Genomic DNA, 24,962 nt, shown 5'->3' on the forward strand with positions numbered 1-24,962 from the left:
GGACAAAACGGTCAAGCCGAAACGGTCAAGCAGGGAGCAAAACCGTCTGACGGATCGAGGCTAAGGTGGCGGGATGCAGGCAGCCCTGTACTTCCCGTTCATCAACGTCCCGTCTACGGCATGGTGGACCCGAACTCTTCTCTACTGGGATCGCGTCGGAACCATTGTTCCTAGATCATATTGGGACGATCCTGACCGGCTTGGCGAATATACGCTGGAGCTTATTCGCAAAGACCTGGTGGACCAATTCCGCCCCGAGTGGGCCGGCCGCTCCCTCGGAAAGAACTTTGCGCGCTTTCTGCATCGTTTGAGCGACGAGGAGGTAGACGACCGCCGTCGACGTCTTCATAACGGTCAAGTAGCTTTCGTTCATCGCGATAAGTGGCTGATGTATGATTCGGGCTTGCAAATGGTGCAACAAATGGGCCTTGCGTTGCACGGCAATCGTTTTGCACACAACCAACGTCATGATTGGGTGGCGCTCGAGCAGCGTACAGCCAACGAGTTCATGGCTGCACTCGCTTTGGCGCTGTGTCAAACTGCTAACGGGGCTGATGGCGAACCTTATGACGACTTGTTGCCGCCGGGAACCTGGGTCCCAACAACTGACATGCTAGAGGCGATTCAGGTCATCCTGGCCGGGCTTGAGCCAGCTCCAGCGCCAGGCAATGATCGAAAGATGAATCTTCGCGTCAGAGGGGAAATCGCTGCTGCGGAGGTCCGGACAGACCTACTAAGTGACCTATTGCCGGTGCCGACTACGCCACTCGCTGTCGACCAGGTGGTTGCATTTCGGAGAAAGCACGGCGATCTCCTGCCGAATTTGCGTCGCCATTTAGAGGCGAAAATCGACGAGGCGCTCGCCATTGAAGATGAAGTCCTACGATTTCGCCTGCTTGATCGCATTAGGGACGAACTCGAAGATCAGATTAGCGAAGCGGAGACGTACCTGCGCGAGCTTCCACTGAAGTCGGTATCCCGGTCATCACTTCTCAAAGTCCTGAAGTTCGTGCCATTCTTGAAAGACCCGATCGAAGCGGGTCAAGATACTTTAGAGAGCTTAAGGACCAATCCAAGCTTCGAAACGGAGCCTTTGGCGTATCTTGCTTTTGCTCGTAATGCATTTGCGACCGCCCGGCGCTTCACGCCACGTCAGAGTGGCGACCTTTCCCTGATTGAGGTGATCTCAGCAGGGATCCAGGGTACGGTTCGGGATGACACGGGCGTAGCGTCCATAGCGGACAGCATGGGATAAGGACGTGGAGCCATCGGTAGACAGGTTCTTGCGACGGAATCGGTCTCCGAGAGGGCTCCACGTGATCACCTATTCTGCCAGGCTCGACGTACCCAGGGAACTCGTGCGACACGTGGCGCGTCTGCTTCGCGCGGAGCGTCGGGCGGTGGGAACCCGCCGCCGTACCAGGGCGTTGACCTGCTTCTACCAGGCACTTCTGGTGTTGGTGTGGTTCCGCAAGGGCGAGGACAAGACCATCCTTGGTGCCGGCTTCGGGGTATCGAGGGCAACCGCTTACCGGTACGTCGCCGAGGCCGTACGCGTCCTCGCGGCGCAGACACCGACCCTGCGTGACGCCCTCACCCGGGCCGCCGCCGACGGCTGGTCACACGTGATCCTGGACGGGAAACTCTTCGACACCGATCGGCTCGCCGAGACCACCACCAGCGTCAAGGGCGACACCATCGACGCCTGGTACTCCGGGAAACACCGCGACTTCGGCGCGAACATCCAAGCGATCATGCGCCCGGACGGGCTACCCATCTGGACCTCGGACGCGATGCCCGGACACCTACACGACCTGACCTGCGCCCAACAGGTGGACGTCACCGGCGCGCTCTACTGGGCCGCTTCGGCGCTGCATCTACCGACCCTGGCCGACTCCGGCTACGAAGGCGCTGGCCAGGGCATCCACACCCCGTACAAGCAACCCGCCGACGGCCACCGCCTCGCGGTCGACAACCGCACCTACAACGCCGCCCTTCGATCAATGCGGTGCCTCGGAGAACGCGGCTTCGCCATCCTCACCGGCCGCTGGCGCACGCTCCGCCACACCACCACCAGCCCACGAAGCCTCGGCGACATCGTCCGCGCCGCCCTCCACCTCACCCACTTCGAATACCGATACCTACCGGATTCTTGTTGAGATCACGTCATTGAAGCAATATCGGATATGCCTTCTCGGTAGGAGAAGGCCGCGTTCGTACGACACGCCTGCATGCACTCACATCGGCAGATCCGCATGTCGAGGGAACGGCTGGGCTCAGCAACACCCGTCACGCGACATCACCGACTTGGGCCGCCGCCAGCGGGGGATCGGCAGGCCGTGGCAGCGGCACCACGGGAACGGTAGAAACGACGCAGCACCGGTGAGGAGGCGGATGGTGATCGACCGGATCGGGCTGGCGGCGTTCCTGCGGCGCCGCCGGGAGTCGCTGCAACCCGAGGACGTCGGCCTGCCGCGCGGACCCCGCCGCAGGACCAACGGGCTGCGACGGGAGGAGGTGGCCGCGCTGTGCCACATGTCGACCGACTACTACGCCCGACTTGAGCGGGCGCGCGGTCCCCAGCCGTCCGAGCAGATGATCGCGTCCATCGCCCAGGGCCTGCACCTGTCGCTGCACGAGCGCGACCATCTGTTCCGGCTCGCCGGCCACCACCCGCCGGCGCGCGGGACGCTCAGCGAGCACATCAGCCCCGGCCTGCTGCGGATCCTCGACCGCCTCAGCGACACACCGGCCGAGATCGTCACCGAACTCGGCGAGACGCTGCGCCAGAGTCCGTTGGGCGTCGCGCTCACCGGCGACACGACACGGTACGCCGGGCCGGCCCGCAGCATCGGGTACCGGTGGTTCACCGATCCCGCCGCCCGGAGCCGCTACGGCGTGCAGGACCACCCGTTTCTGTCGCGGCTCTACGCCTCGGGCCTGCGCGAGACCGTCACCCTGCGCGGACCGGACTCGCGAGCCGCGCAGATCCGCGACCTTCTGCTCGACCAGAGCGAGGAGTTCCGCACCGTGTGGGACCGGCACGAGGTCGGCATCCGTCCCACCGAGGTCAAGCGCTTCGTCCACCCCGAGGTCGGCGGCCTGGCATTGAACTGCCAGGTGCTGCTCGACCCGGACCAGTCGCACCGCCTGCTCGTCTACACCGCGCCGGCCGGCAGTGAGAGCTACGACAAGCTGCAACTGCTTTCGGTGATCGGCGCGTAGCGCCGCACCGGATCCGGTCGCGTCGCTGACGGCGTACCCGCAAATCCGGTCCGGACCCGACGACCGCGTGCCCCGGCCGTGCGGGGCCGGGGGCACGCGTGGGGGTGCGGGTCAGTCGTCGGCGAGGGTGAGCGCCTGCGCCGGGCAGAGCAGCACGGCCTGCGCCGCCCCGGCCGGATCGTCGTCGGACCGCTCGCTGAGCAGCAGTACGCGGCCGTCGTCCTCGTCCTGGTCGAAGATGGTGTCGGCGGACAGCACGCACTGCCCCGCGCCGATACAGGCCTCACGGTCCGCGATGATCCTCATGTCCGGCGCCGTCCTACCAGGACACCGGCATCTCGGCGAGGCCGTAGATGCTGGCCTCGTCCTTGAGCGGCAGCTCCGACACCGGCACCGCCAGCCGCAGCGTGGGCACCCGCGCGAAGAGCGTCCGGTAGACGATCTCCAGTTCCAGGCGGGCCAGGTTCTGGCCGAGGCACTGGTGGATGCCGTAGCCGAACGCCACGTGCGACTTGGCACCCCGGTCGATGTCGAAGTTGTCCGGGTGCGGGTAGTAGCCGGGATCCCGGTTCGCGCCGCTGAGCAGGGCGATGATGCCGTCGCCCTTGCGTATGGTGACGCCGCCGATCTCGATGTCCTCGACCGCGACCCGGGAGCCGCCGGAGACGTCCACGATGCTCAGGTACCGCAGCAGTTCGTCCACGGCGCGGGTGGCGAGCGTGCCGTCGTCGGTGAGCTTGGCCAACTGGTCCGGGTTCTCGATGAAGGAGAGCGTGCCCAGCGAGATCATGTTGGCGGTGGTCTCGAAGCCCGCCATCAGCAGCAGCATCGACAGGCCCACCAGATGCTCGTGCGCGTAGTTGCCGGCCTCGCGGTACTTGGTGATCAACCGGCCGATCAGGTCCTCGTCGCTCGGCGCGGCCTCCTTCTCGGTGACCAGCTTGTCCATGTACATCAGCAGGCCGGCGCCGGCCTGCATCCGCTCCAACTGGGTGGACTTGCGGTTGAACGCGACGAGGGTGCGGTCCTGGAAGAACCCGTGGTCGGCGTAGGGGACGCCGAGCAGGTCGCAGATGACCAGCGACGGCACCGGCAGGGACAGCGCGGTCACCAGGTCGGTCGGCGGCTCCTGCTTGAGCAGGTTGTCGATGCACTCGTCGACGATCGCCTGGATGCGGGGCCGCATGGCGGCGAGCTTCTTGACGGTGAACTCGTTGATCAGCATCCGCCGGTGCACGGTGTGCTCCGGCGGGTCGAGCCCGACCAGGGAGCGGCTGACCAGCGAAATGGCACCCATCGCCTGCCCGTCCATCTCGACCAGGTGCGGATAGGCCGGATCGAGACGGTTCACGCTGACCCGGGAATCGGCGAGGATCTGCCGCAGGTAATCGTGGCCCAGAATCAGCCAGGCGGTCCTGCCGGTCGGCAGTGTCACCTTCGAAATCGGTTGCTCGGCCGCGATTTCCGCGTACCCGGGGGGCGGATCGACCGGGCAGGTCCGAGGCATCGGGAAGGCAGGCGGCGGTGCCGTGGCAACATCGTCCATTGCGATTACCAATCGTCGATCAGGTGGCCGAAACCGATCGTATTGGTGCCACGAAGAGGCTCAACACCCCTAACCTGCCCCCTATGCGGGCCGGTTCCAGGGGTCGGCCCGCCCGGCGTCCCCGCCGGTCCGCAACGCGGCGCTCAGCCGCAGCCAGGCGCGGTGCTCGGCCGGGGTTAGCGGCCGCTCGGGCAGGTCACGTTCGGCCGGGTTCCCGCTGAGCGGGCCGAACCGGCCGGACCGTTCGCCGCGCAGGCGCAGCAGCAGTTCGACGCGGACGACGAGACCGGCCGCCAGCCGGGCCCCGCCGGTCCGCAGCCGACCCGGGATCCGGGCGCGGCGCAGCGCGGACCGGCCGGCCCGCAGCGGGCACAGAGCACGAAAGCGATTGTCCAGCATCCGTCTTTCCCGTCACTAATACGACGCTTTGGTGAAACGCCGTACGCCGAACGATTTCCTAAGGGTTGACAGTCATTTCCGGGCCGCCCTAGCGTGAGAAGTGACACGAATCGGCGCGACACCGTGGAGGCGTCGGATTATGATCGATATCCGCTACGAGGAATGCCGCCTGGAAGGCGGTCCCGGTCACCTTCCCGAGGACCTACGAAATCCGCAGGTACTCATGGTGGACAACAAGGTGAAAGTGATGTTCCACGGCACGTGGGAACACTTCGAGCGGATGGACGAATTCACCGAGAACGGGGTGCCGATCTTCCGTTGGACCATGCGGACGAGAACCGCGGAGTGAACGCCGCCGCCCGGACCGCCAAGCGCCGGCGGCTCGACCCCTGCGGCTGAACCCGACGGCTCAACCCAGGCGGCTCAACCCCTGCGGCCCAACCCTGCGACTCAGCCCTGGTGGGCGGCCAGCAGTCGGGCGACCACGCCGGTGTCGACGTTCCCGCCGCTGAGCAGGACGCCGATGTCCCGGCACCGGTCACCGAGGCGGGACGCCAGCCCCAGCGCCGCGGCCAGCGCGGTGGCCGCGGCCGGCTCGATCAGCAGGCGGGCCTGCATCAGCGTCACGCACAGCGCGTTCGCGATGTCCGCCTCCGGCACCGTGACGACGTCCGCGACCCGACCCCGGGCCAGCGCGAACGGCAGTTGACCGATGCGGTCCGGGCGCAGGCCGTCCGCGATCGTCGGCCGGCTCCGCACGGTGACCGGATGTCCGGCCCGCAGCGCCTCGGTCAGGGCCGGCACGGCCGCCGGCTCGGCCGCGACCACCAGGACGTCCTCGCCGTCGGTGGCCAGACACCCGCCGGCGACCGCGCTGCCGCCGCCGACCGGCAGCACGATCGCGTCCAGCCGGCCGCCGGCGGCGCGTACCTGCGCCAGCATCTCCGCCGTGGCGCTGCCCTGGCCCGCGACGACGTCGGGATCCTCGTACGGGTCGACGACGTCCAGTCCGCGGGTACGCCGCACCTGGCTCAGCACCGTGCGACGCTCGGCGAGCGTGGTGCCGGCCAGCAGCACCTCGGCGCCGGTCGAGCGGATCTGCCGCAGCTTGCCCGGGGCGATGTCGGTCGGCAGCACGACCGTCGCCGGCACGCCCATCTCCCGCGCGGCGCGGGCGACCGCGATCGCATGGTTGCCGGTGCTCTGCGCGAGCACCCCGGCGGTGCCGGCGTCGGCGAGCCGCCCGACCGCGAGGAGCGCCCCGCGCATCTTGAACGAGCCGCCGATCTGCAGGCACTCGGCCTTGAGCCACAGCCGGGCACCGGCCAGTCGGTCCAGTTCGTCGTTGCGCACGACCGGGGTGGTCACGACCCGGGCGGCCAGCCGCCGTACCGCGTCGCGGACGCCGTCGGGCGTCGGTGTCTGGGCGGCCGTCATGACGGCCGCGCCGCGCGGTTCTGTCCCTGTCACCACCGCAGCGTCGGCGTTACGGCCAACGTATCGCTAAAGCTGCCCTTCAGCCGCGTGAGTGATCGACCCCTATGCGCGCCAGGGCCGGGTTGTGACCGGGTCTACTGGGGATTACCTTAATCTCGGCGTTCTGGTGGTTGCCCGGGTTCACCATTTTCTGAACCGATCGTCCGTTCATGCGGTCGGTCCCCGCCGCCGAGCCATTCGAGACCCCGGGACGTGAGGTAAGGGGACCGACGGGTGCGGTTGGTGGAACGGGACGAGCAGCTCGCACTGCTCGACCGAGCGTTTTCCGATCACCTCGGCCCCGACGTGGTTGTCGTGACCGGGCCGGTCGCCGCCGGCAAGACCCAGCTGCTGGACGCGTTCGCCCAGCGGCTGACCCGGCGCGGCGCGCGGGTCGTGGCGGCCGACGCGCAGGACCTGGACGAGGCCGTACGGCACGTCCGCGACCTGATCGGCGCGGCCGCGCCGCACCGGTCCGGCGAACCGCCGCCGGTCCTCGTGGTCGACGACGTCCACCAGGCCGACGCCGCCGCGCTGCGCTGCCTGTCCGACCTGATCCGGGGTACGCGGCCGGCGCCGGTCCGGCTGCTGCTGGCCGAGGCGGAACGCGCCGGCCCGCGCTCGCCGGCGCTCACCGCGCTGCTGCACCCGGCCCGGATCCGCCGGGTGAGCCTCGGCATGCTGTCCGCGGCCGGGGTCCGCGAGGTCCTCACCGACCGGTGCGGCGCCGAGTCGGCGCGCCAGCTCGGCGCCGAGTGCCACCGCGTCACCGGCGGCAACCCGCGGCTGGTGCGCGCCCTGCTGGACGACTCCTTCGGCCGCTCGGACACGCCCAGCCGGCTGGTCTTCGGCGACGCGTTCCGCGACGCGGTGCTCGGCTGCCTGTTCCGGTGCGAGCCGGACGTGCGCGCCGCGGTACATGTGCTGGCGGTCGCCGGTGGCCGGTTCTCCCCCGGGTCCGTGGCCGGCGTGCTCGCCGCGGGCACGCCGCCGACGATGCCAGCGACAACGCCAGCGACGCCAGCGGCAACGCCAGGAACGCCAGGGACGCCAGGGACGCCAGCGCAGACGACGCCAGCGGCGACGACGCAGGCAACGACGCCGGCGGGAACGACAACGCCTACGACGCCGGCGTTGCGGCCCGGCACCACGGCCGGCCTGGTCACCGACGGCGCTCTCGGCGATCCCGCGCTGGTGCGGGCCGTGCTCGACGGGCTGCCCGACCTGGTCCGGGCCGATCTGCACGGCCGGGTGGCCGCCGCGCTGCACCGGGACGGCGCACCGGCCACCGCCATCGCGCCGCACCTGCTGGCCATCGATCCGGCCGGCGCGCCGTGGATGGCCCAGAGCCTGCTCGACGCGGCGACCCAACTGTCCGGCTCGGACCCCGAACTCGCGCAGCGCTGCCTGCGGCACGCCGCCTGGCCCGGCGACGACGAGGTCCGGCAGGCCCGCATCCGGATCGCCCTCACCGACCTGCAACTGCGGACCGACCCGGACGCCGGGCGGCAGCAGCTGGCCGGCGTACCGGCCGCGGTCCGCACCGCCGACCTGGACGGCGGCCGGGCCGCCGCTCCGATCCGCCAGCTGCTCTGGTACGGCCGGGTCGCCGAGGCCAGCGACGTGTGGCGGCAGGTGGCCGACCGCCACCCGGGCGACGGGGCCGACCTGCACGTGGCCGGCCGCTGGATCGACCTGCTGTTCCCGGAACGTGCCGCGGCGTACCGGGGTGGGCCGCACCGCCCGCGGCTGGGCCGGGCCGGGGTGCTCGCGCTGCGTCCGCGGCTGGCCGGCATCGCCGGCCTGGAAACCGCGGTACGCCGGGGCGGCAGCGACGCCGTGATCGGCGCGGCCGAGCACGCGCTGCGGACCCGCGATCCCGGGAGCCGGTGTACTGGAGCCTGCTCTGGCCGCTGGCCACGCTGGTGTTCGCCGACCGGCTGGACCGGGCCGACGCCTGGTGCGCGGAGCTGCTCGGGGATCCCGCGCGCGACCGGTTGTCGGCGTCGCTGCTGGCCGCCGTCCGGGCCGAGATCGCGCTGCGCCGCAGTGACCCGCGGACCGCGTGCCGGCTCGCGGACGAGGCGTTGCAGGGGCTCTCCGCGCCGGCCTGGGGGTCGTGATCGGACTTCCGCTCGCCGTCTCGGTGCGTGCGCTGACCGACCTGGGGCAGCTCGACGAGGCCGCCGAACGGCTGCGCACCCCGGTGCCGGACGGGCTGTTCGACAGCGTTTTCGGGCTGTTTCACCTGCGCGCCCGGGGCGGGCACGCGATGGCCGGCGGCGCGGACCGGTTCGCGCTGCGCGACTTCCGGCAGTGCGGGCAGCTGATGGGCCGCTGGGGATACGACCTGCCGGCGCTGGTGCCGTGGCGCACCGACGCCGCCCGCGCGCTGCTCAAGCTGGGCCGCCGGGGCGCGGCCGAGCAGTTGGTCCGGGAACAGCTGGACCGGCTCGGCGACGGGCACCCGGCGCAGCGCGGTGCGGCGCTGCGCACCCTCGCCGCCTGCGTCGGCCTGCCCGACCGGGCGGCCACCCTGGAGGACGCCATCCGGGTCCTGGAACGCTCAAGCGACCGGATCGAGCTGGCCCGGGCGCTCACCGAGTTGGCCGGCACCCTGCGGCTCACCGAGGACCACCGGCGGGCCGGCCGCGCGACGCGCCGGGCGGAGCGGGTCATCCAGCAGTGGAACCTCGACCCCTACGCCGCCGGCGGCGCAACGCCGCGCGAGCCGGCCTGGGCCGCCGCACCGGCGCCGGAGACGGTACGCGGGCTGACCGCCGACGAGGTGCGGGTGGCCACGCTTACCGCGCAGGGACACACCAACCGGGAGATCGCGGGCCGGCTGTTCCTGACCACCAGCACGGTGGAGCAGCAGCTCACCCGGATCTACCGCAAGCTGTCGGTGAGCGGGCGGGGCGAGCTCGCCGCCCGGCTGCTGGCCGCCGACGACGCCGAGCGGACGGGGGCGGAGGTGGCCGACGGGGACTGAGGTGACCGGGTGGACGGACGTGCCGCGCATTGACCGGCATATCCATCCCATCGCCTTAGGTCAACCCCTAGGGGCCACTGCGGGACTCTTTCCCGTGATACACAAAAAACTGTGGGGTGACCTGTCGTTGCGCGGCGCGACGGCACCTTGGCAGACTCGGCATGTTCCCAGTTTCGGCCGCCCCGGCCCGCGGTCCGCTTCATTCGAGCGGCTCGTGGGCCATCTCGTTGTTCACACCGGAGATCGTTCGGACTTGATCGAACACGCCTGCGAAGAAACACCAACCTGCGTCCCGTGGGAGGGGAGTTCGTTCGATGCCATTGGTTGAACGACAGGAACAGCTCAACGCGGTATCCGGTGCCTGGCGTGACACGCGCGCCGGACGGGGTCGCCTGGTGCTCGTCTCGGGCGGCTCCGGCAGCGGCAAGACCGCCCTGTTGGAGGCGTTCGCGGAAGAGGTCCACTCGGCCGGAGGGCGGCTGCTCGGCACGGCTGCCTCCTTCACCGAGCGCGACACCCCGTTCAGCGCGATCGCACAGCTCCTGGAGAACTCGGCCGTCCCGGGCACGGTCGCGGACCGGTTCCGCCGGATGGTTCTCGCCGTCACCGCGCGGCTGCCCGCCGGCGGAATCGACCCGGCCGACCCGGCCGCGAGGAACGGCCACACGCTGACCGCGCTGCTCGGCACGGTCCTCGCCGGGCTGCTCACCCTGGCCGACGTGGCACCCCTGTGCATCGCGGTCGACGACCTGCACCAGGTCGACGCGATGTCGCTGTTCTGCCTCACGCACATCGCCCGCAGAATTCGCCGCGCACCGATCATGCTCGTGCTCGCCGAGTCACCCCAGGCCGTGCCCGCGTACCCCGAATTCCGCGCCGAACTGCTCAGTCAACCCCATTTCTCGCGGATAGCGCTGCATCCGTTGTCGGAAAAGGGATTGGCCGAGCTGATTGCCGAGCACACCGATCCGGCCACCGCGTCCGAGATCGCCGGCGAGGCGTACCTGAGCACCGGCGGCAGTCCGCTGCTCGCCCGCGCGTTCCTGGACGACTGGCTGGCGCAGCACGCCTCGACACCCGGCGCCGCCGGGCACAGCTTCGATCAGGCGGTGCTGTCCTGCCTGTACCGGCAGGAGCCGCAGACCCGCGCCGTGGCCCGCGCCGCCGCCGTCCTCGGCCGGCCGGCCCCGCCGGAGACCATCGGGCAGATGCTGGGCGTCGTGCCCGAGGCGGTGACCCGGGCGTGGCGGATCCTGGCGGCCGCCGGCCTGGCCGACGGCGACCGGCTGCGCCACCGGCGGATCAGCGCGCGGATCCTCGCGGCCATCCCCGACGAGGAACGGCGCGACCTGCACCGCCGGGCGGCCACCGCGCTGTTCGAGCACAGCGCCTCCCCCGACGCGGTGGCCGACCAACTGGTCTCGGCCGGCTGGGCCGGCGCGCCGTGGGCGGTCTCCGCCCTGCACGAGGCGGCCCGGCACGAACTGTCGCGGGGCGGGCCGAGCGGGCCAACACCCACCTGCGGCTGGCCCAGCACGGTCCGCTCGACGCGCGGCAGCGCGCCGCCGCCCGGATGATGCTGCTGCGCGCCCGCTGGCAGCTCGACCCGCGGTCCGCGGCGCCGCAACTGGACGAGATCGCGCTGCGCCTGCGGCACGGCGCCCCGGCCGCGGAGGCCACCGGCGCCGTGCCGTACCTGCTGTGGCAGGGCCGCGCCGAGGACGCCGCGGAGGCGCTGCGGCAGCGCCGGCCGGACAGCACGCCGCCGGCCCGGATCCGGGCCGCGGAGCTGCTGCTCGCGCTGGCCCAGCCGGACCCGGACGGACGGACCCGGCCGGCCGGACCCGGCTGGGCCGAAACGGCGGCCGTGCACCCCTGTCTTGAGGCGGTCGGGGCGCTCCGGACGGCCCTGGAGCCCGGCCGGGCCGGCAAGGCCGCCCAGGCCGCCGACCGGCTGCTGCGCCGGTACCGGCCGGCGTCGGTCGACCCGGGCGTGCTCGCCACCGCGGTGGCGACGCTGATCTACGCCGGCTGCCCCGGCGACGGGCTCGGCCGGCTCGACGAGCTGGCCGCCGACGACGCGTTCGCGGACCGGCCGACCTGGGCGGCGATCCTGCACGCGCTGCGCGCCGAGGCGCTGCTGCGCACGGGCTCGCTGACCGAGGCCGCCCGGCACGCCGGCGCCGCGCTCACCCACGTGTCGGCACCCGGCTGGGGGGTCGCCGTCGGTGTGCCGCTGGCCACGCTGGTCAACGCCGCCACCACCGCGGGCCGGCTCGACGACGCGGAGACGCACCTGGCCCAGCCGGTGCCGGAGGAGATGTTCCGCACCCCGTTCGGTCTGCCGTACCTGCAGGCGGCCGCCCGCCACCACCTCGCGACCGGCCGGGCCCGCACCGCCGCCAACGAGCTGCGGCTGTGCGGCAGCCTGATGACCCGGTGGGGCATGGACACCGACGGCCTGGTGCCGTGGCGGCTCGAACTCGCCCGGGTCCAACTCCAGCTGGGCGGCCGGGCGGCGGCGGCCAAGCTGATCCGCGCCCAGCTGGACCGGCTCGACGATCGCCGGCAGGACGAGACGAGCCGGCACAGCGCGCGGACCCGGGGCATCGCGATGCGCCTGCTGGCCGCCACGATGCCGGCCCACCAGCGCGGGCCGCTGCTGTCCGAGGCCGCCGACCTGCTGGAGACCGCGGGCGACCGGCTGGAGCTGGCCTGCGCGCTGGCCGACCAGGGACACGCGCTGCGGGCGGCCGGCGACGGCGCCCGGGGCCGGCTGCGCATCCGGCGGGCCGCCCAGCTGGCCGAGGAGTGCGGCGCGGAGCCCATCGGCCTGCAACTGCTGCGCGGCGGTTCCGGCCGCGCCGCGGCCGCGCCGGTCGAGAGGACGGCCGAACCGGCCGCCCCGGCCGAGCACGCGGTGCTGGTGCCGCTGGAATCCCCGTCGGGGCGGCCGCTCGACGAACTCACCGACGCCGAACGGCGGGTGGCGATGCTCGCCGCGCACGGCTACACCAACAAGCAGATCTCCGGCCGGCTGTACATCACGGTCAGCACCGTCGAGCAGCACCTCACCCGCATCTACCGCAAGCTGAAGGTCAAGCGCCGGTCGCTGCTGGCCACCGAGCTGCTGGGCCGGGACGAGAGCGGTCTGGACGACGTGTCGTAGCCCGTCGCGGGCCGTCGTAGCAGGGACCGCAGGGATCGCCGGGATAGCCGGGATCGCGCCCGCGGCGTACCGGGGTCGGATCCGGCAGCGCCGCGCGCCCCGCCGGCGGGGTTTATCGCGGCTTTAGCGGACCCGGGCACGATGGTCCGCAGCAAGACGCGCAACCAGCTGCCGTACGGGTCCGGGCCGGGACCGGCGGGGCGGGCGCCCTACACCCGGGCCGAGAGCACCCGCTCGTCGCCGACCAGGATCGCGTGCTGCAGCTCCCGCAGCGCGCGGCACGGCTCCAGGCCGAGCTCCCGGTTGAGGGTGGCCCGCGCCTGCTGGTACGCCTGGAGCGCGTCGGCGGTGCGGTCCGACCGGTACAGCGCCAGCATGAGCTGACGGTGGAACGCCTCGTGCAGCGGGGTGTCCACGACAAGCTGCCGCAGCCGGCCGATCAGCCGGCGGTGCTGGCCCAGTTCGAGCTGCACGTCGACAAGCATTTCGAGGCATTCCATCCGCACCTCGGCCAGCCAGGCGGCGAAGCTGCCGATGATGACGCCGTCGCTCGGCTCGCCGAGCAGCGGGCCACGCCACAGCGCGAGCGCCCGCTCCAGCACCTCGGCCCCCTCCTCGTACCGGTGCGCGGCGTGGTAGCCCCGGCCGGCCTCGACCAGGGCGAGGAAGTCCTGGAAGTCGAACTCGTCGTCGCCCTGCCGCAGCAGGTAGCCCGGCGACCGGGTGACGATGGTCTCGGTGCCGGGCCGCTGCCGGGCCAGGAACTTGCGCAGCTCCGACACGTAGACGTGCAGCCCGGCCGTGGCCCGGTGCGGCGCCCGCTCCCCCCACACCTCGCCGATGAGCTGGTCGGTGCTGACCACGTGGTCCGCCCGGACCAGCAGTACGGCCAGCAGCAGTTCGATCTTGCGCGCCGTGAGCATCTGCGGGCCGGCCGGCCCGATCACCCGCAACGATCCCAGTAGTTCGTATCGCATCTACGCCTCCCCGTGCGCCGCCACCCCGGCCGCGGTGCCCAGCACCCGGCCGACGTGGGCGGCCACCTGCGCGGTGTGTTTGTCGAGGTAGAAGTGCCCGCCCGCAAACACGTGCAGGTCGAACGGCCCGGTGCAGTGGTCGCGCCAGGACTGCGCCTCGTCGGGCGTCGTGTACGGATCCCGGTCGCCCAGGAACGCGGTGACCGGACAGCGCAGCGGCGGTCCGGGCCGGTACGGGTGGGTCTCGATGGCCCGGTAGTCGCTGCGGATGGCCGGCAGGAACGACGCGAGCAGTTCCTCGTCGGCGAGCCAGCCGACCTCCCCGTCGGCGAGGGACCGCAGCTCGGCCACGATCCCGGCATCGTCGCGCCGGTGCACGTCGGTGTGCCGCAGCCGGGACGGGGCACGCCGGCTGGAGCCGAAGAACCAGACCGGCACCCGGCCGGCCGCGGCCAGACGCTGTGCCGTCTCGTACGCGATGACCGCGCCCATGCTGTGCCCGAACATCGCGAACGGGCGGGCCGGCTGGGCGAGCAGTTCGGCCGACATCCGCTCGGCGAACTCGTCGATGCTGTCGATGCGCGGCTCGGTACGCCGGTCCTGCCGGCCCGGGTACTGCACGGCCGAGACCTGCACCCGCGGCGCCAGCAGCTGCGACAGTTGGAAGTACGAACTCGCCGAACCGCCCGCGTGCGGGAAGCAGAAGAGTTCGATCCCGTCGTCCTGGCCCGGATGGAACCGCCGCAGCCAGGGCGTGCCGGTACGCATCGCCGCCGGGCTCACCGCCCGCCCCCGTCACTGCCGCTGCCCGTGCCGCTGCCGCCGCCGGCGGCGGTGCCGGTGCCGGTGCCGTCGTCGGTGAGCAGACCGGCCACCGCCGCCGCCACCTCGTCGTTGGCCAGCAGCTTCGCGTGCTCGTCGTCGACCGCGATCTCCCGGCCGACCAGCGGCCCGTCGCCGCCGATGCCGGACGTGCGCACGGCGTGCAGCCCGCTGAGCTCGGTGACCGACTGGAAGGCGGTCGCGATCCGCCAGCGGGGCAACGGGTCCAGCTCGGCGGCCGCGGTGAGGTAGCGCAGGAACGAACAGAACGTCCCCATCAGCTCGTCCCGCAGCGGCTTGCCGAGCCCGGCCTGCGCGAACGCCACGTCGCCCATCTCCAGGGTCAGCGTGACCAGCGCCTCGCACATCTCCACCATGCTGGCGTCGCCGTCGTACAGGTCCTGCGCGGCCTGCTGGGCCCGCTGGATGTCCTCGGCGGGCAACACCCCGGCCAGGTAGCCGACGATCTTGTGGAACTGCCACACCAGCGTCTGCGGCACCGCGATCTCGGGATCGAAGAGCAGCAGCTGCGGTTCGCTGCCCTGCCAGGCGGCGACCCGCTCGGACAGCGCCGCCGCGTAGACCGCGCCGCCGCAGAAGCCCATGACCGCGGCCACCGGCCGGGGCCGGCGCTGGAACGCCGCCCACCAGTGCTCGATGTACGCCGGGCCGGACGCGGTCCGTTCCACGTCGAGGCCGGGCGGCGTGGTCTCCCAGAACGCGCAGTCGACCTTCAGGCGTGCCGCCAGATCGGAGAATCTCGCCTCCGGCCGTCCGGTGGCATCGAAGTCGACCGCCAGGATGATCCGCTCGGCGTCGTCGGGCTCGGCAAGCACCCGCCATCCGTCAGCTCGCGCCATATTCCGCTCCAGTCAGGGCGTTCGGGTGTGCTACGCCGACCGAGCCTAGGTCAGCTCGCGGGCCGCTCCGGTCTGTCGCACCCCTATCGATCCCCTACTCGACCGCCCCCGGTCTGCGCGCCAAGGGGTACCCGGTGTGCCGAGGGCCTCCATACAGTTCGGACCGACAGCGGCGCCGGCCCGGTGGGAGGCAAGGGTGGACATCGCATCGACAGCCGTAACGGGACGGAGCCCGGTCAGCCGGAAGGAAGCCGCCCTGTGGCTGTTGGAGCGCCTGGTACCGGACAGCGCGCCGAACAACCTGACCCTGGCCTTCCAGGTCGAGGGCAGGCTGGACGAGTCCCGGCTGATCGCCACGCTGCGGGCGGTCTACGCCCGGTACGAGACGCTGCGCACGGTCTTCCACTCCGTCGGCTCGACGCTGGAGAAGGAGATCATCGCCCCCGCCGACTTCGACGTACCGCTGGAGCGGCTGCCGGACGGCGACCCGCAGCCCTTCGTGGTCCGGCCGTTCACCTTCGACGGCCGGCCGCTGGTGCGGGCCGCGCTGCGCCGCGACCCCGACGGTGACGTCGTCTGCCTGGCCTTCCACCATCTGGTCTACGACATCATCTCCGGCTCGATCATCCTGGCCGACCTGATCCGCGGCTACGACGCGCTCGCCGCGGCGCAGCCGCTGCCGGCCGAGCTGCGCGCCGAGGTGCCCTCGTTCGTCGAGGCCGAACCACCGGCCGAGAGCGTCGAGTTCTGGCGTACCGAACTGGCCGGCTACGACCCGGCGGCGCTCGGCCTGGCCTGCGGCGCACCCGACGCGGACGAGCCCAGCCTGCGCGGCGACCAGGTCACCCACCGGCTCAGCGCGCCGACCAGGCAGATCGTCCGGCGGTTGCAGAAGGAGGTGCGCGCGCCCGAGGCGGTCATCCTGCTCACCGCCTTCCAACTGCTGCTGGCCGCGCACGGGTCCGGGCCGGACCTCGCCGTCGGCACGCCGGTGAACGTGCGCGGCAAGGTGGCGGCCGGCGCCGTCGGCCACCACACGAACGTGCTGCCGATCCGTGCCCGGATCGACCCGCGGGAGAGCTTCCGCACGCTGGTCCGCCGGGTCCGGGACACGTACTTCGGCGCCCTGATGAACGCCGTCGTCCCGGAGGAGGACATCGCCCGGCTGGTGCCGCGGACCGCCGACAACCGGCGCCCGCGCCTCACCCGCCACCTGTTCAACTACTTTCCCCTCCAGCAGGCCCGGTTCGGCATCGGCGGCCTGCCCGCCCGCCCGCTGGTCATCGACAACGGCTTCAGCAAGTACGACCTGGAGTTCTTCGTGGCCTCGGCGGAGGACGGCATCGACGTGGTCGCCCGCTTCGCCACCGACGTGCTGGACAGCGCCGACGTGGTGGCGCTGCTGCACCGCTACGAGGCCCTGCTGACGATCTTCGGCGACACCGTCGACACCCCGACCGGCGAGCTGGCCGTCTGGTCCGCGGCCGACCACGCGGTCATCGAGGCGGCCAACGACACCACCCACGACATCCCGTTCGACACGGTCGTCGGCGCCGTACGCCAGCACGCGCTGGCCACGCCCGACGCGGTCGCGGTCCGCGACGAGACCGGCCCGGTCAGCTACCGCCGGCTGTGGAGCACCGCGGTCGCCGCGGCCGGGCGGCTGCGCGAGGCCGGCGCCCGCCCCGGTGACATCGTCGCCATCGCCGCCGGCCGGGACGCCACCCTGATCGCCAACGCGCTGGGCGTCTGGCTGTGCGGCGCGGCCTACCTGCCGATCGACCCGGAGCACCCGGCCCACCGGGTGCAACACGTGCTCCAGGACTCCGGTGCCCGCATCGTGCTCTCCGGGCAGCCGGTCGAGGCGCCGCCGGAGCGTACGGTCACCGTCCTGGCGCTGCACGACGCGCACGGCACGGACGCACCGCACGACGGTCCGCTGCCGGCGGCCCCGCACGAACCCGGCCCCGACGACCGCGCCTACCTGATCTACACCTCCGGCTCCAGCGGCCGCCCCAAGGGCGTGTCGATCCGGCACCGCAGCGTCGCGAACGCGGCCGCGCACTACGTGGACATCCTGGGCGCGACCCCCTCCGAGGTCACGCTCTGGCTCACCACGTTCGCCTTCGACATGGCGAACCTGGAGATGTACGTGCCGCTCTACAGCGGCGGGCAGATCGCCGTGGCCGCCGACGAGGCCCGCAGCAACGGCGTGGCGCTGCGCGCGGCGATCGAACGTCACCAGCCGCACATCCTGCAGGCCACCCCGACCACCTGGCGGATCGTGCTCGACCAGGTCGCCGACCAGTTGCGCGGGCGGCGCGTGGTGACCGGGGCGGAGATCGTCCAGGTGGACATCGCCCGCCGGCTGCTGGAGACCGGCTGCGAGCTGCACCACGCGTACGGGCCGACCGAGACGACCACCTGGGCGACCTGGGCGCGGGTCGACCGGATCGAGGGTGACCGGCTCGACGTCGGCGGCCCGATCTGGAACACCTACCTGGGCGTTGCCGCCGCCGACGGCCGCCAGCTGCCGGTCGGTGTGCGCGGTGAGGTCTGGATCGCCGGCTACGGCGTCGCGCTCGGCTACCACGACCGGGACGACCTCAACGCCGAACGGTTCGGCACGCACCAGGCGTACGGCCGCTTCTACCGCACCGGCGACGTGGGCCGCTGGCGCCCCGACGGCACCATCGAGCTGTTCGGCCGCTCCGACCGGCAGATCAAGCTGCGGGGCAACCGGATCGAACTCGGCGAGGTCGAGGCGGCCCTGCTCAGCCACCCCGGGGTGCGGGCGGTCGCGGTGGTCGCGGTGGGCGACCGCAGCGCCGACGCCCGCCTGGTCGCGTTCGTCGAGACCACCGGGGACGCCGACGTCTCGGCGACGCTGTGGGAGCACGCCCGGGCCGAACTGCCGCACGCCTCGATTCCGCAGGAGTTCCACACCGTCGACGCGCTGCCGGTGAACGCCAACGAGAAGGTGGACTATCCCCGGCTGGAGCGGCTGGCCGGCGACGCGCACCGGGACCGGGCCGCCGCGGCGCCGCACCCCGGCTCCGGCGGCCCGTCCCCGGACGGCGCCGACCCGCTGGTGACGCGGCTCGTCGGGCACTGGCGCGCCATCCTCGGCCACGACGAGGTCGACGCCGACGCCAACTTCTTCACCAGCGGCGGCCACTCCCTCGCCGGCGCGCAGTTGCTACAGCAGATCCAGGACGACATCGGTGTCCCGCTCAAGCTGGCCGACCTCTTCGACGCACCCAGCCCGGCCGGGCTGGCCGCGCGGGTCCGGGAACTCGACGCCGAACCGGCCGTGTGACGGCACCGATCGACAGAGAAGGGCCGTGGACGCTGCGATGACCAACGAGGAGAAGCTGGTCGACTACCTCAAGTGGGTGACCGCCGACCTGCATCGAACCCGGGAACTGCTGCGCCAGACGCAGGACGCGGCCCGCGAGCCGATCGCGGTCGTCGGGATGGCCTGCCGCTACCCCGGTGGCGTCCGGACCCCGGACGAGCTGTGGCGGCTGGTCGCCGACGGGTCCGACGCCGTCGCCGGCTTCCCGGAGGACCGCGGCTGGTCGACCGCCGACCTGTACGACCCGAACCCCGAGCACACCGGCAAGACGTACGCGCGGGAGGGCGGTTTCCTCTACGACGCGCACCACTTCGACCCCGCCTTCTTCGGCATCGGCCCCCGGGAGGCGCGGGCGATGGACCCGCAGCACCGGCTGCTGATGGAGACGGCCTGGGAGACCTTCGAGCACGCCGGCATCGTGCCGGCGGACGTGCGCCGCCGGCCGGTCGGCGTCTACACCGGCGTGATGTACGACGACTACGGCGTGCGCGTCATGCACGACGTCCCGCCCGACCTGGAGGGTCTGCTCGGCACCGGCAGCGCCAGCAGCCTCGCCTCCGGCCGGCTCGCCTACACCTTCGGGCTGGAGGGGCCGGCCGTCACCGTCGACACCGCCTGTTCGTCGTCGCTTGTCGCCATCCACCTCGCCGGGCAGGCGCTGCGCAACGGCGAATGCGAACTCGCCCTCGCCGGCGGCGTCACCGTGATGCACACCCCGGGTGTCTTCATCGAGTTCAGCCGCCAGCGCGGGGTCGCCCCGGACGGCCGGTGCAAGTCGTTCTCCGCGGGCGCCGACGGCACCGGCTGGTCGGAGGGCTGCGGCCTGGTCCTGCTCGAACGGCTCAGCGACGCCCGGGCCAACGGGCACCGGGTGCTGGCCGTCGTGCGCGGCTCGGCCACCAACCAGGACGGGGCCAGCAACGGCATCACCGCCCCCAACGGCCCGTCACAGGAGCGGCTGATCCGTCAGGCGCTGGCCAACGCCCTGCTCACCGTCGACGACATCGACGCGGTGGAGGCCCACGGCACCGGCACCGTGCTGGGCGATCCGATCGAGGCGCAGGCCCTGCTGGCCACCTACGGGCAACGCCAGGACCGGGACCGGCCGCTCTGGCTGGGCTCCATCAAGTCCAACATCGGCCACGCCCAGGCCGCCGCCGGGGTGGCCGGGATCATCAAGATGATCCAGGCGATGCGGTACGGCGAGCTGCCGCGCTCGTTGCACGTCAGCGCGCCCAGCCCGCACGTGGACTGGAGCAGCGGGGCGGTCCGCCTGCTCACCGAGGCGCGGCCGTGGCCGGAGACCGGCCGCCCCCGCCGCGCCGCGGTGTCGTCGTTCGGCATCAGCGGGACCAACGCGCACGTCATCCTCGAACAGGCGCCGCCCGCCGAGGCGCCGGTCGGTGCGCCGCCGGCCGGTGGCGCACCGGCCGCCGACCAGCCGGGCGCCGACCAGCCGGCCGCCGCGTCGCCGGCCGCGGACCAGCCGACCGCGCCGCCGGCCGCCGACCAGCCGACCGGGCCGCCGGCCGCGGCCGAGCCCGCCGGTCCGCGGGTGTGGCTGTTGTCCGGGCGCACCGACGCGGCCCTGCAGGCCCAGGCCGAGCGGCTGCGCGCCGGCCTGCCCGACGCCGCTCCGGCGGCCGTCGCGTACGCGCTGGCCACCACCCGCACCCACTTCCCGCACCGGGCGGCCGTGATCGCCGAGGACCGGGACCGGTTCGCCCGCGGGCTGGCCGCGCTGGCCGCCGGGACCGAGTCCCGCGACGTCGTACGGGGCGTGGCCGGCACCGGGGGCAAGCTGGTCTTCCTCTGCACCGGGCAGGGCGCGCAGCGGGCCGGGGCCGGGCAGGCCCTCTACGAGACGTACCCCGTCTTCCGGGCCGCCCTGGACGAGGCGGCCGGCCACCTGGACCCGTACCTGGACCGTCCGCTGCGGACCGTGATGTTCGCCGACGCCGTCCGGCTCGACGAGACGCTCTACACCCAGACCGCGCTGTTCGCGCTGGAGACGGCGCTGTTCCGGCTGCTGGAGTCGTGGGGCGTCCGGCCCGACGCGGTGGCCGGGCACTCGGTCGGCGAGATCGCGGCCGCGCACGCCGCCGGGGTGCTGAGCCTCGCCGACGCGGCCCGGCTGACCGCGGTCCGGGCCCGGCTCATGCAGGCCGCACCGGCCGGGGGCGTCATGACGGCCATCGAGGCCACCGAGCAGGAGGTGCTCGCCGAGCTGATCGACGGGGTCTCGATCGCGGCCGTCAACGCCCCGATGCGTACCGTCGTCTCCGGCGACGCCGACCGGGTCGCCGCCCTGGCGGACCGGTTCGCCCTGCACGGGCGGCGCACCAAGCGGCTCGCGGTCAGCCACGCGTTCCACTCGCACCACATGGATCCGGTGCTGGACGAGTTCCGGGCGGCCATCGCCGACCTCACCTTCGCCGACCCGGCGATCCCGGTCGTCACCGGCCGCACCGGCGCCGTGGCCACCGCCGAGCAACTGCGGGATCCCGACCACTGGGTACGGCAGATCCGCGAACCGGTCCGGTTCGGCGCGGCCCTGTCCACCCTGGACCAGCTCGGCGCCGGCACCTACCTGGAACTCGGTCCCGGCCCGGTGCTGCTCGGCCTCGTCCGCGAGGCGCTCGGCCGCGGCGCCGGCGCGGGGCCGCTGCTGCACGCCGAGCGGCCGGAGCCGCACACCGCGCTCGGCGCGGCCGCGCTGGCGCACGCCGGCGGGCACAACGTGGACTGGGCGGCGGTCCTCGGCCCGCGGCCGGCCGACGCGGTGGAGCTGCCGTTCTATCCGTTCCAGCGCCGGCCCTTCTGGCTCGACGCCGCCGCGCCCTCGGGCGCCGAGCCGGCGCACGACGACTTCTGGCCCGCCGTCGAACGCGCCGACGCCGCCCGGCTGGACGCGCTGCTGTCCCTCAGCGAGCAGGAGCGCACCAGCCTGCGGGCGCTGCTCCCGGCGCTGGCCGACCTGCGCCGGCGGGTCGCCGGACGGCACACGTACGTCTGGAGCCCGGCGCAGGTCCCACCGGCCGGCACCGGGTTGACCGGTAGCTGGACCGTCCGCGACGAGGCGCTGGCCGAGGTGCTGCGCGACGCGGGGGCGCAGGTGACGGTCGCCCCGGCCCGGCCCGGCGAGCCGTCCGACATCACGGGCCCCGGCCACCGGTGGATGATCGCCCGCGGTTCGCGCGCCGAGGTCGCCGCGGCCTGGGCCGCGGCCCAGGAGCACGGCTGCGGCCTGCTCGACCTGCCCGCCGAACTCGACGACCGGGAGCGCCGGCAGCTCGTCGCGGTCCTCTCCGGCACGGCCGACGAACCGGCGGTGGCCGTGCGGCGTACCGGTCCGGCGGTCTGGCGGCTGGTGGCCGCCGCCGCCCCGGCGGGGGCCGGTTGGGCGCCGACCGGGACCGTCCTGCTCACCGGGGCGGACACCGAGCTGGGCGGGCACGCGGCCCGGTGGCTCGCCGCCAACGGCGCGTCGAAGCTGGTCCTGGTGAACGCCCAGCAGACCGACGAGCGGGCCGAACTGACCGCGCTCGGCGCCAAGGTGGGCGTGCTCGCCTGCGACCTGGCCGACCGGGCGGCGGTGGCCGACCTGCTGGCCGACGAGCCGGTCAACGCCGTGGTGCACCTGGCCGAGCCCGGCGGCACCGCGGCGGTGCACCATCTCGACGAGCTGACCCGCGGCCTCGACCTGTCGGCGTTCGTGCTGTTCGCCCCGCCGGCCGACGCCGGCACCGCCAGGTACTGCGAGCTGACCGCGCTGGACCGGGTGGCCGCCGGCGAACGGGGGCTGTCGGTGCGGCCGGGGCCCCGGCCGCTGCCGGAACGCGCCGTCGCCGGCAGCCTGACCTGGGCCGCCTCGGCGCCCGCCGGTCTCGTGCTCACCGACCCCGTCCCGGCCGGCGCCGCCGACCCGGCCGGCCGGGCGGACGCGGTTCCGCTGCCGGAGCGTCTCGCGGCCGCCGACCCGGACCAGCGGCTCGGGCTGCTGATCGACTACATCCGCGCCGAGGTCGCCGGCGCGCTCGGGCTCGACGAGGCCGACGCCATCGCCCCCGACGACAACCTGCTCGACCTGGGGCTGTCCTCCATCACGGCGATGGAGCTCACCGCCCGGATCCGCGAGGCCGGGGTGGCGCTGAGCCCGTCGCTCATCTACGACAGCCCGACCCCGGCCGAGCTGGCCGAATACCTGCTCGACGAGCTGGTGGTGCCGGCGGCGGTGGTCCCGGCGTGAGCCGCCTGCCCGGGCCGCGCCGGCACACCTTCTACTTCCTCGACCAGATCCGCGAGATCGCACCGGTGTTCCTGGACACCGAGATCGACATGAGCGCAGTGCTGGCCCACCGGCGCACGACGAAGCACTCCATCGTGACGTACGTGCTGTGGTCCGCGGCCCGGGTGCTGGCCGCGCACCCGGACGCCAACGTCGCGCTGCGCGGCCGGCGGATGGCCCGCTACGACACGGTCGGCGGCAAGTTCACCTTCGACAAGGTGATGTCGGGCCATCGGGTCGTGCTCTCGACCGTACTGCCGGACCTCGACCGGACCAGCCTCGCCGGCATCCAGCGGCAGGTCGAACGGTTCCGCGACGGCAACCCCGACACCATGCCGGAATTCGCGGCCATCCGCCGGCTGCACCGCATCCCGATGCCGCTGGGCGGTCTGCTCTACCGGCTGGCCGTCCGGCCGCTGCGGCAACGCCCCGCGCGGATGGGCACGTTCGCGGTGACCTCGCTCGGGCACCGCCCGGTCGACGGCTTCTACTCCGTCGGCGGCGCCACCCTGACCATCGGCCTGGGCCGCAGCGTCGAGCGGCCGGTGGTCCGGCACGGCGAGATCGTCATCGCCCCGGTGATGCGGCTCTGCCTCACCTTCGACCACCGCGCCATCGACGGCGCCGAGGCGGCCGACATCCTGGCCGACCTCAAGCAGGCGCTCGAACAGTTCCAGGAGCCACATGAATGACCTGGCCGAACTCAAGCACTACATCGTCGCCCACGCACGCGGGCAGCGCATCGGCGGGCTGACCGGCAAGCTCGCGTCCATCGTGGACGACGGCGACGGCCCGGGCTCGTGGGTCACCCGGTGGTCGGCCGAGGGCGCGGCGCTCAAGGACCGTGGACAGTGGCTGCCCGCGAGCCGGCACTACATCATGGCCCGCTTCCCCTACCCGGACCGACCCGCCCGGACCCGCGCGGCGCAGCACGCGACGGCCGCCTTCGAACGGTGGCGGGCCGGGCGCGACCTGCACCCGCTCGACTTCACCCACAACGGCCATCCGGTGCGGTGCTGGCAGTCCGGACTCTCCGCGACCCGGCCGCGCCCCCTCGTGGTGATCATGGGTGGCCACCTGACCGTCAAGGAACAGTGGGCGCCGCGCCTGGGCTTCTTCCGCCGGCTGGGCCTGGCCGCCGTCGTCGCCGACATCCCGGGCATCGGCGACAACGCCGTGCCCTACGACGCGCAGGCCCACCTGTTCCTGTCCAGCCTGCTGGACGCGGTCGGCGACCGGGCCGAGGTACGGCAGACGTACGCGATCACCCTCAGCTTCAGCGGCCATCTCGCGCTGCGCTGCGCCCTGCGGGATCAGCGGCTGCGGGGTGTCGTCACCGCGGGCGCGCCGATCCGGTCGTTCTTCACCGATCCGGCCTGGCAGGCACGGCTCCCCCGGGTCACCACCGACACCCTGAGCCACCTCACCGAAACCAGCCTCGACCGGCTGGGCGACTGGGCCATCAGCCCGGCCGAGCTGGCCGCGCTCCGCATCCCGGTCGCCGCCGTGGCCAGCAGCCGCGACGAGATCATCCCGCCGGAGGACCTGCTGGTGCTGCGCGACAACGTCCGCGACTTCCGGGTGCTCAGCCACGACGACGTCCACGGCGCGCCGAAGCACACGCTGGAGAGCATGGCCTGGACGGCCCTGTCGATCCAGCGCATGCGCGGCCGCTCCGCGCTGCCCCTGCGCCTGCTGGTCCGCGCGGCCCGGCTGGCCGTCGCCCGCTGAGGCACGCCGACCTTCCGCGGCGCCCCACCCACCGGCGGCGCCCCACCCACCGGCGACACGCTGTCCGCTGGCGGCACGCCGTCCGCTGGCGGTGCGGCGCGTTCCGTGCCCAAAGCGGC

General features: G+C 72.9%; 18 protein-coding genes and 2 pseudogenes. 13 read left to right on the forward strand and 7 right to left on the reverse strand.

The window, feature by feature from the left end:
- Window positions 1–73 precede the first annotated feature (73 nt).
- From CIK06_RS29535 to CIK06_RS18130, 3 genes are all read left to right on the forward strand, one after another.
- The gene (locus CIK06_RS29535) at window positions 74–1,255 is read left to right on the forward strand and encodes a hypothetical protein (protein WP_157756833.1); all 1,182 of its coding nucleotides are present in this window, start codon (window positions 74–76) and stop codon (window positions 1,253–1,255) included.
- Window positions 1,256–1,400: 145 nt separating this feature from the next.
- Window positions 1,401–2,159, forward strand: a complete 759-nt coding sequence (locus tag CIK06_RS18125) for a transposase family protein (protein WP_232533708.1) — start codon at window positions 1,401–1,403, stop codon at window positions 2,157–2,159.
- A gap of 235 nt (window positions 2,160–2,394) precedes the next feature.
- Complete coding sequence (locus CIK06_RS18130) at window positions 2,395–3,225, forward strand: helix-turn-helix transcriptional regulator (RefSeq protein WP_198347928.1); 831 nt, start codon at window positions 2,395–2,397, stop codon at window positions 3,223–3,225.
- Window positions 3,226–3,336: 111 nt separating this feature from the next.
- Here CIK06_RS18130 and CIK06_RS18135 read toward each other — a convergent pair whose 3' ends face one another.
- The 3 genes from CIK06_RS18135 to CIK06_RS18145 all read right to left on the reverse strand — a co-directional run bounded on the left by CIK06_RS18135 (window position 3,337) and on the right by CIK06_RS18145 (window position 5,170).
- Window positions 3,337–3,531: a ferredoxin gene (locus CIK06_RS18135; RefSeq protein WP_095565828.1), complete on the reverse strand. Its 195-nt coding sequence runs from the start codon at window positions 3,529–3,531 to the stop codon at window positions 3,337–3,339.
- Window positions 3,532–3,544: 13 nt separating this feature from the next.
- Complete coding sequence (locus tag CIK06_RS18140; protein ID WP_232533709.1) at window positions 3,545–4,660, reverse strand: cytochrome P450; 1,116 nt, start codon at window positions 4,658–4,660, stop codon at window positions 3,545–3,547.
- 192 nt (window positions 4,661–4,852) lie between these two features.
- Complete coding sequence (locus CIK06_RS18145) at window positions 4,853–5,170, reverse strand: hypothetical protein (protein WP_095565830.1); 318 nt, start codon at window positions 5,168–5,170, stop codon at window positions 4,853–4,855.
- 139 nt (window positions 5,171–5,309) lie between these two features.
- On the opposite strand from CIK06_RS18145, the gene CIK06_RS18150 reads away from it, so the two are divergent.
- Window positions 5,310–5,519 carry a DUF5988 family protein gene (locus tag CIK06_RS18150; RefSeq protein ID WP_095565831.1) on the forward strand — a complete coding sequence of 70 codons (210 nt, stop codon included), beginning with the start codon at window positions 5,310–5,312 and terminating at the stop codon, window positions 5,517–5,519.
- A gap of 101 nt (window positions 5,520–5,620) precedes the next feature.
- Here CIK06_RS18150 and CIK06_RS18155 read toward each other — a convergent pair whose 3' ends face one another.
- On the reverse strand, window positions 5,621–6,640 hold the full coding sequence (locus CIK06_RS18155) for a threonine/serine dehydratase (protein ID WP_157756834.1): 1,020 nt from the start codon (window positions 6,638–6,640) through the stop codon (window positions 5,621–5,623).
- Between the two features lie 249 nt (window positions 6,641–6,889).
- Between CIK06_RS18155 and CIK06_RS32540 the strand changes: the two are divergent.
- The 5 genes and pseudogenes from CIK06_RS32540 to CIK06_RS32175 all read left to right on the forward strand — a co-directional run.
- Window positions 6,890–7,027 (forward strand): annotated as a pseudogene (locus CIK06_RS32540) (hypothetical protein); the annotation flags it as partial.
- A 1,508-nt stretch (window positions 7,028–8,535) separates the two neighbouring features.
- Window positions 8,536–8,769, forward strand: coding sequence for a hypothetical protein (locus CIK06_RS18165; protein ID WP_095565834.1), 234 nt, complete (start codon window positions 8,536–8,538; stop codon window positions 8,767–8,769).
- Window positions 8,766–9,638 (forward strand): helix-turn-helix transcriptional regulator, encoded by an 873-nt coding sequence (locus tag CIK06_RS18170; RefSeq protein WP_095565835.1) that lies wholly within the window; start codon window positions 8,766–8,768, stop codon window positions 9,636–9,638. The genes CIK06_RS18165 and CIK06_RS18170 overlap by 4 nt, the downstream gene beginning before the upstream one ends.
- Window positions 9,639–9,952: 314 nt before the next feature.
- Window positions 9,953–10,408: pseudogene (locus CIK06_RS32170) on the forward strand (ATP-binding protein); the annotation flags it as partial.
- A gap of 674 nt (window positions 10,409–11,082) precedes the next feature.
- A complete protein-coding gene (locus CIK06_RS32175) occupies window positions 11,083–12,807 on the forward strand; it encodes a LuxR family transcriptional regulator (RefSeq protein ID WP_095565837.1) in 1,725 nt (574 codons plus the stop codon).
- A gap of 209 nt (window positions 12,808–13,016) precedes the next feature.
- On the opposite strand, the gene CIK06_RS18185 is transcribed toward CIK06_RS32175, so the two are convergent.
- From CIK06_RS18185 to CIK06_RS18195, 3 genes are read right to left on the reverse strand one after another with little or no spacing between them, the layout of a single operon-like run.
- A complete protein-coding gene (locus CIK06_RS18185; RefSeq protein WP_095565838.1) occupies window positions 13,017–13,784 on the reverse strand; it encodes an AfsR/SARP family transcriptional regulator in 768 nt (255 codons plus the stop codon).
- Window positions 13,785–14,567 (reverse strand): thioesterase II family protein, encoded by a 783-nt coding sequence (locus tag CIK06_RS18190; RefSeq protein ID WP_232533710.1) that lies wholly within the window; start codon window positions 14,565–14,567, stop codon window positions 13,785–13,787.
- Complete coding sequence (locus CIK06_RS18195) at window positions 14,564–15,442, reverse strand: hypothetical protein (RefSeq protein WP_095565839.1); 879 nt, start codon at window positions 15,440–15,442, stop codon at window positions 14,564–14,566. Before CIK06_RS18195 ends, CIK06_RS18190 begins: the two co-directional genes overlap by 4 nt.
- Before the next feature lie 289 nt (window positions 15,443–15,731).
- Between CIK06_RS18195 and CIK06_RS18200 the strand changes: the two genes are divergently transcribed.
- Genes CIK06_RS18200 through CIK06_RS18215 form a run of 4 tightly spaced genes read left to right on the forward strand, consistent with a single transcriptional unit; the run spans window position 15,732 to window position 24,843 of the window.
- On the forward strand, window positions 15,732–18,785 hold the full coding sequence (locus CIK06_RS18200) for a non-ribosomal peptide synthetase (RefSeq protein ID WP_157756836.1): 3,054 nt from the start codon (window positions 15,732–15,734) through the stop codon (window positions 18,783–18,785).
- Between the two features lie 37 nt (window positions 18,786–18,822).
- Entirely contained in the window at window positions 18,823–23,073 is a 4,251-nt protein-coding gene (locus CIK06_RS18205) for a type I polyketide synthase (RefSeq protein WP_095565841.1), read from the forward strand.
- Window positions 23,070–23,804: a 2-oxo acid dehydrogenase subunit E2 gene (locus CIK06_RS18210; protein ID WP_095565842.1), complete on the forward strand. Its 735-nt coding sequence runs from the start codon at window positions 23,070–23,072 to the stop codon at window positions 23,802–23,804. Before CIK06_RS18205 ends, CIK06_RS18210 begins: the two co-directional genes overlap by 4 nt.
- A complete protein-coding gene (locus CIK06_RS18215; protein ID WP_095565843.1) occupies window positions 23,797–24,843 on the forward strand; it encodes an alpha/beta hydrolase in 1,047 nt (348 codons plus the stop codon). The genes CIK06_RS18210 and CIK06_RS18215 overlap by 8 nt, the downstream gene beginning before the upstream one ends.
- Window positions 24,844–24,962: the final 119 nt, after the last annotated feature.

It is taken from the genome of Plantactinospora sp. KBS50 (genome assembly GCF_002285795.1).
GTDB lineage: Bacteria > Actinomycetota > Actinomycetes > Mycobacteriales > Micromonosporaceae > KBS50.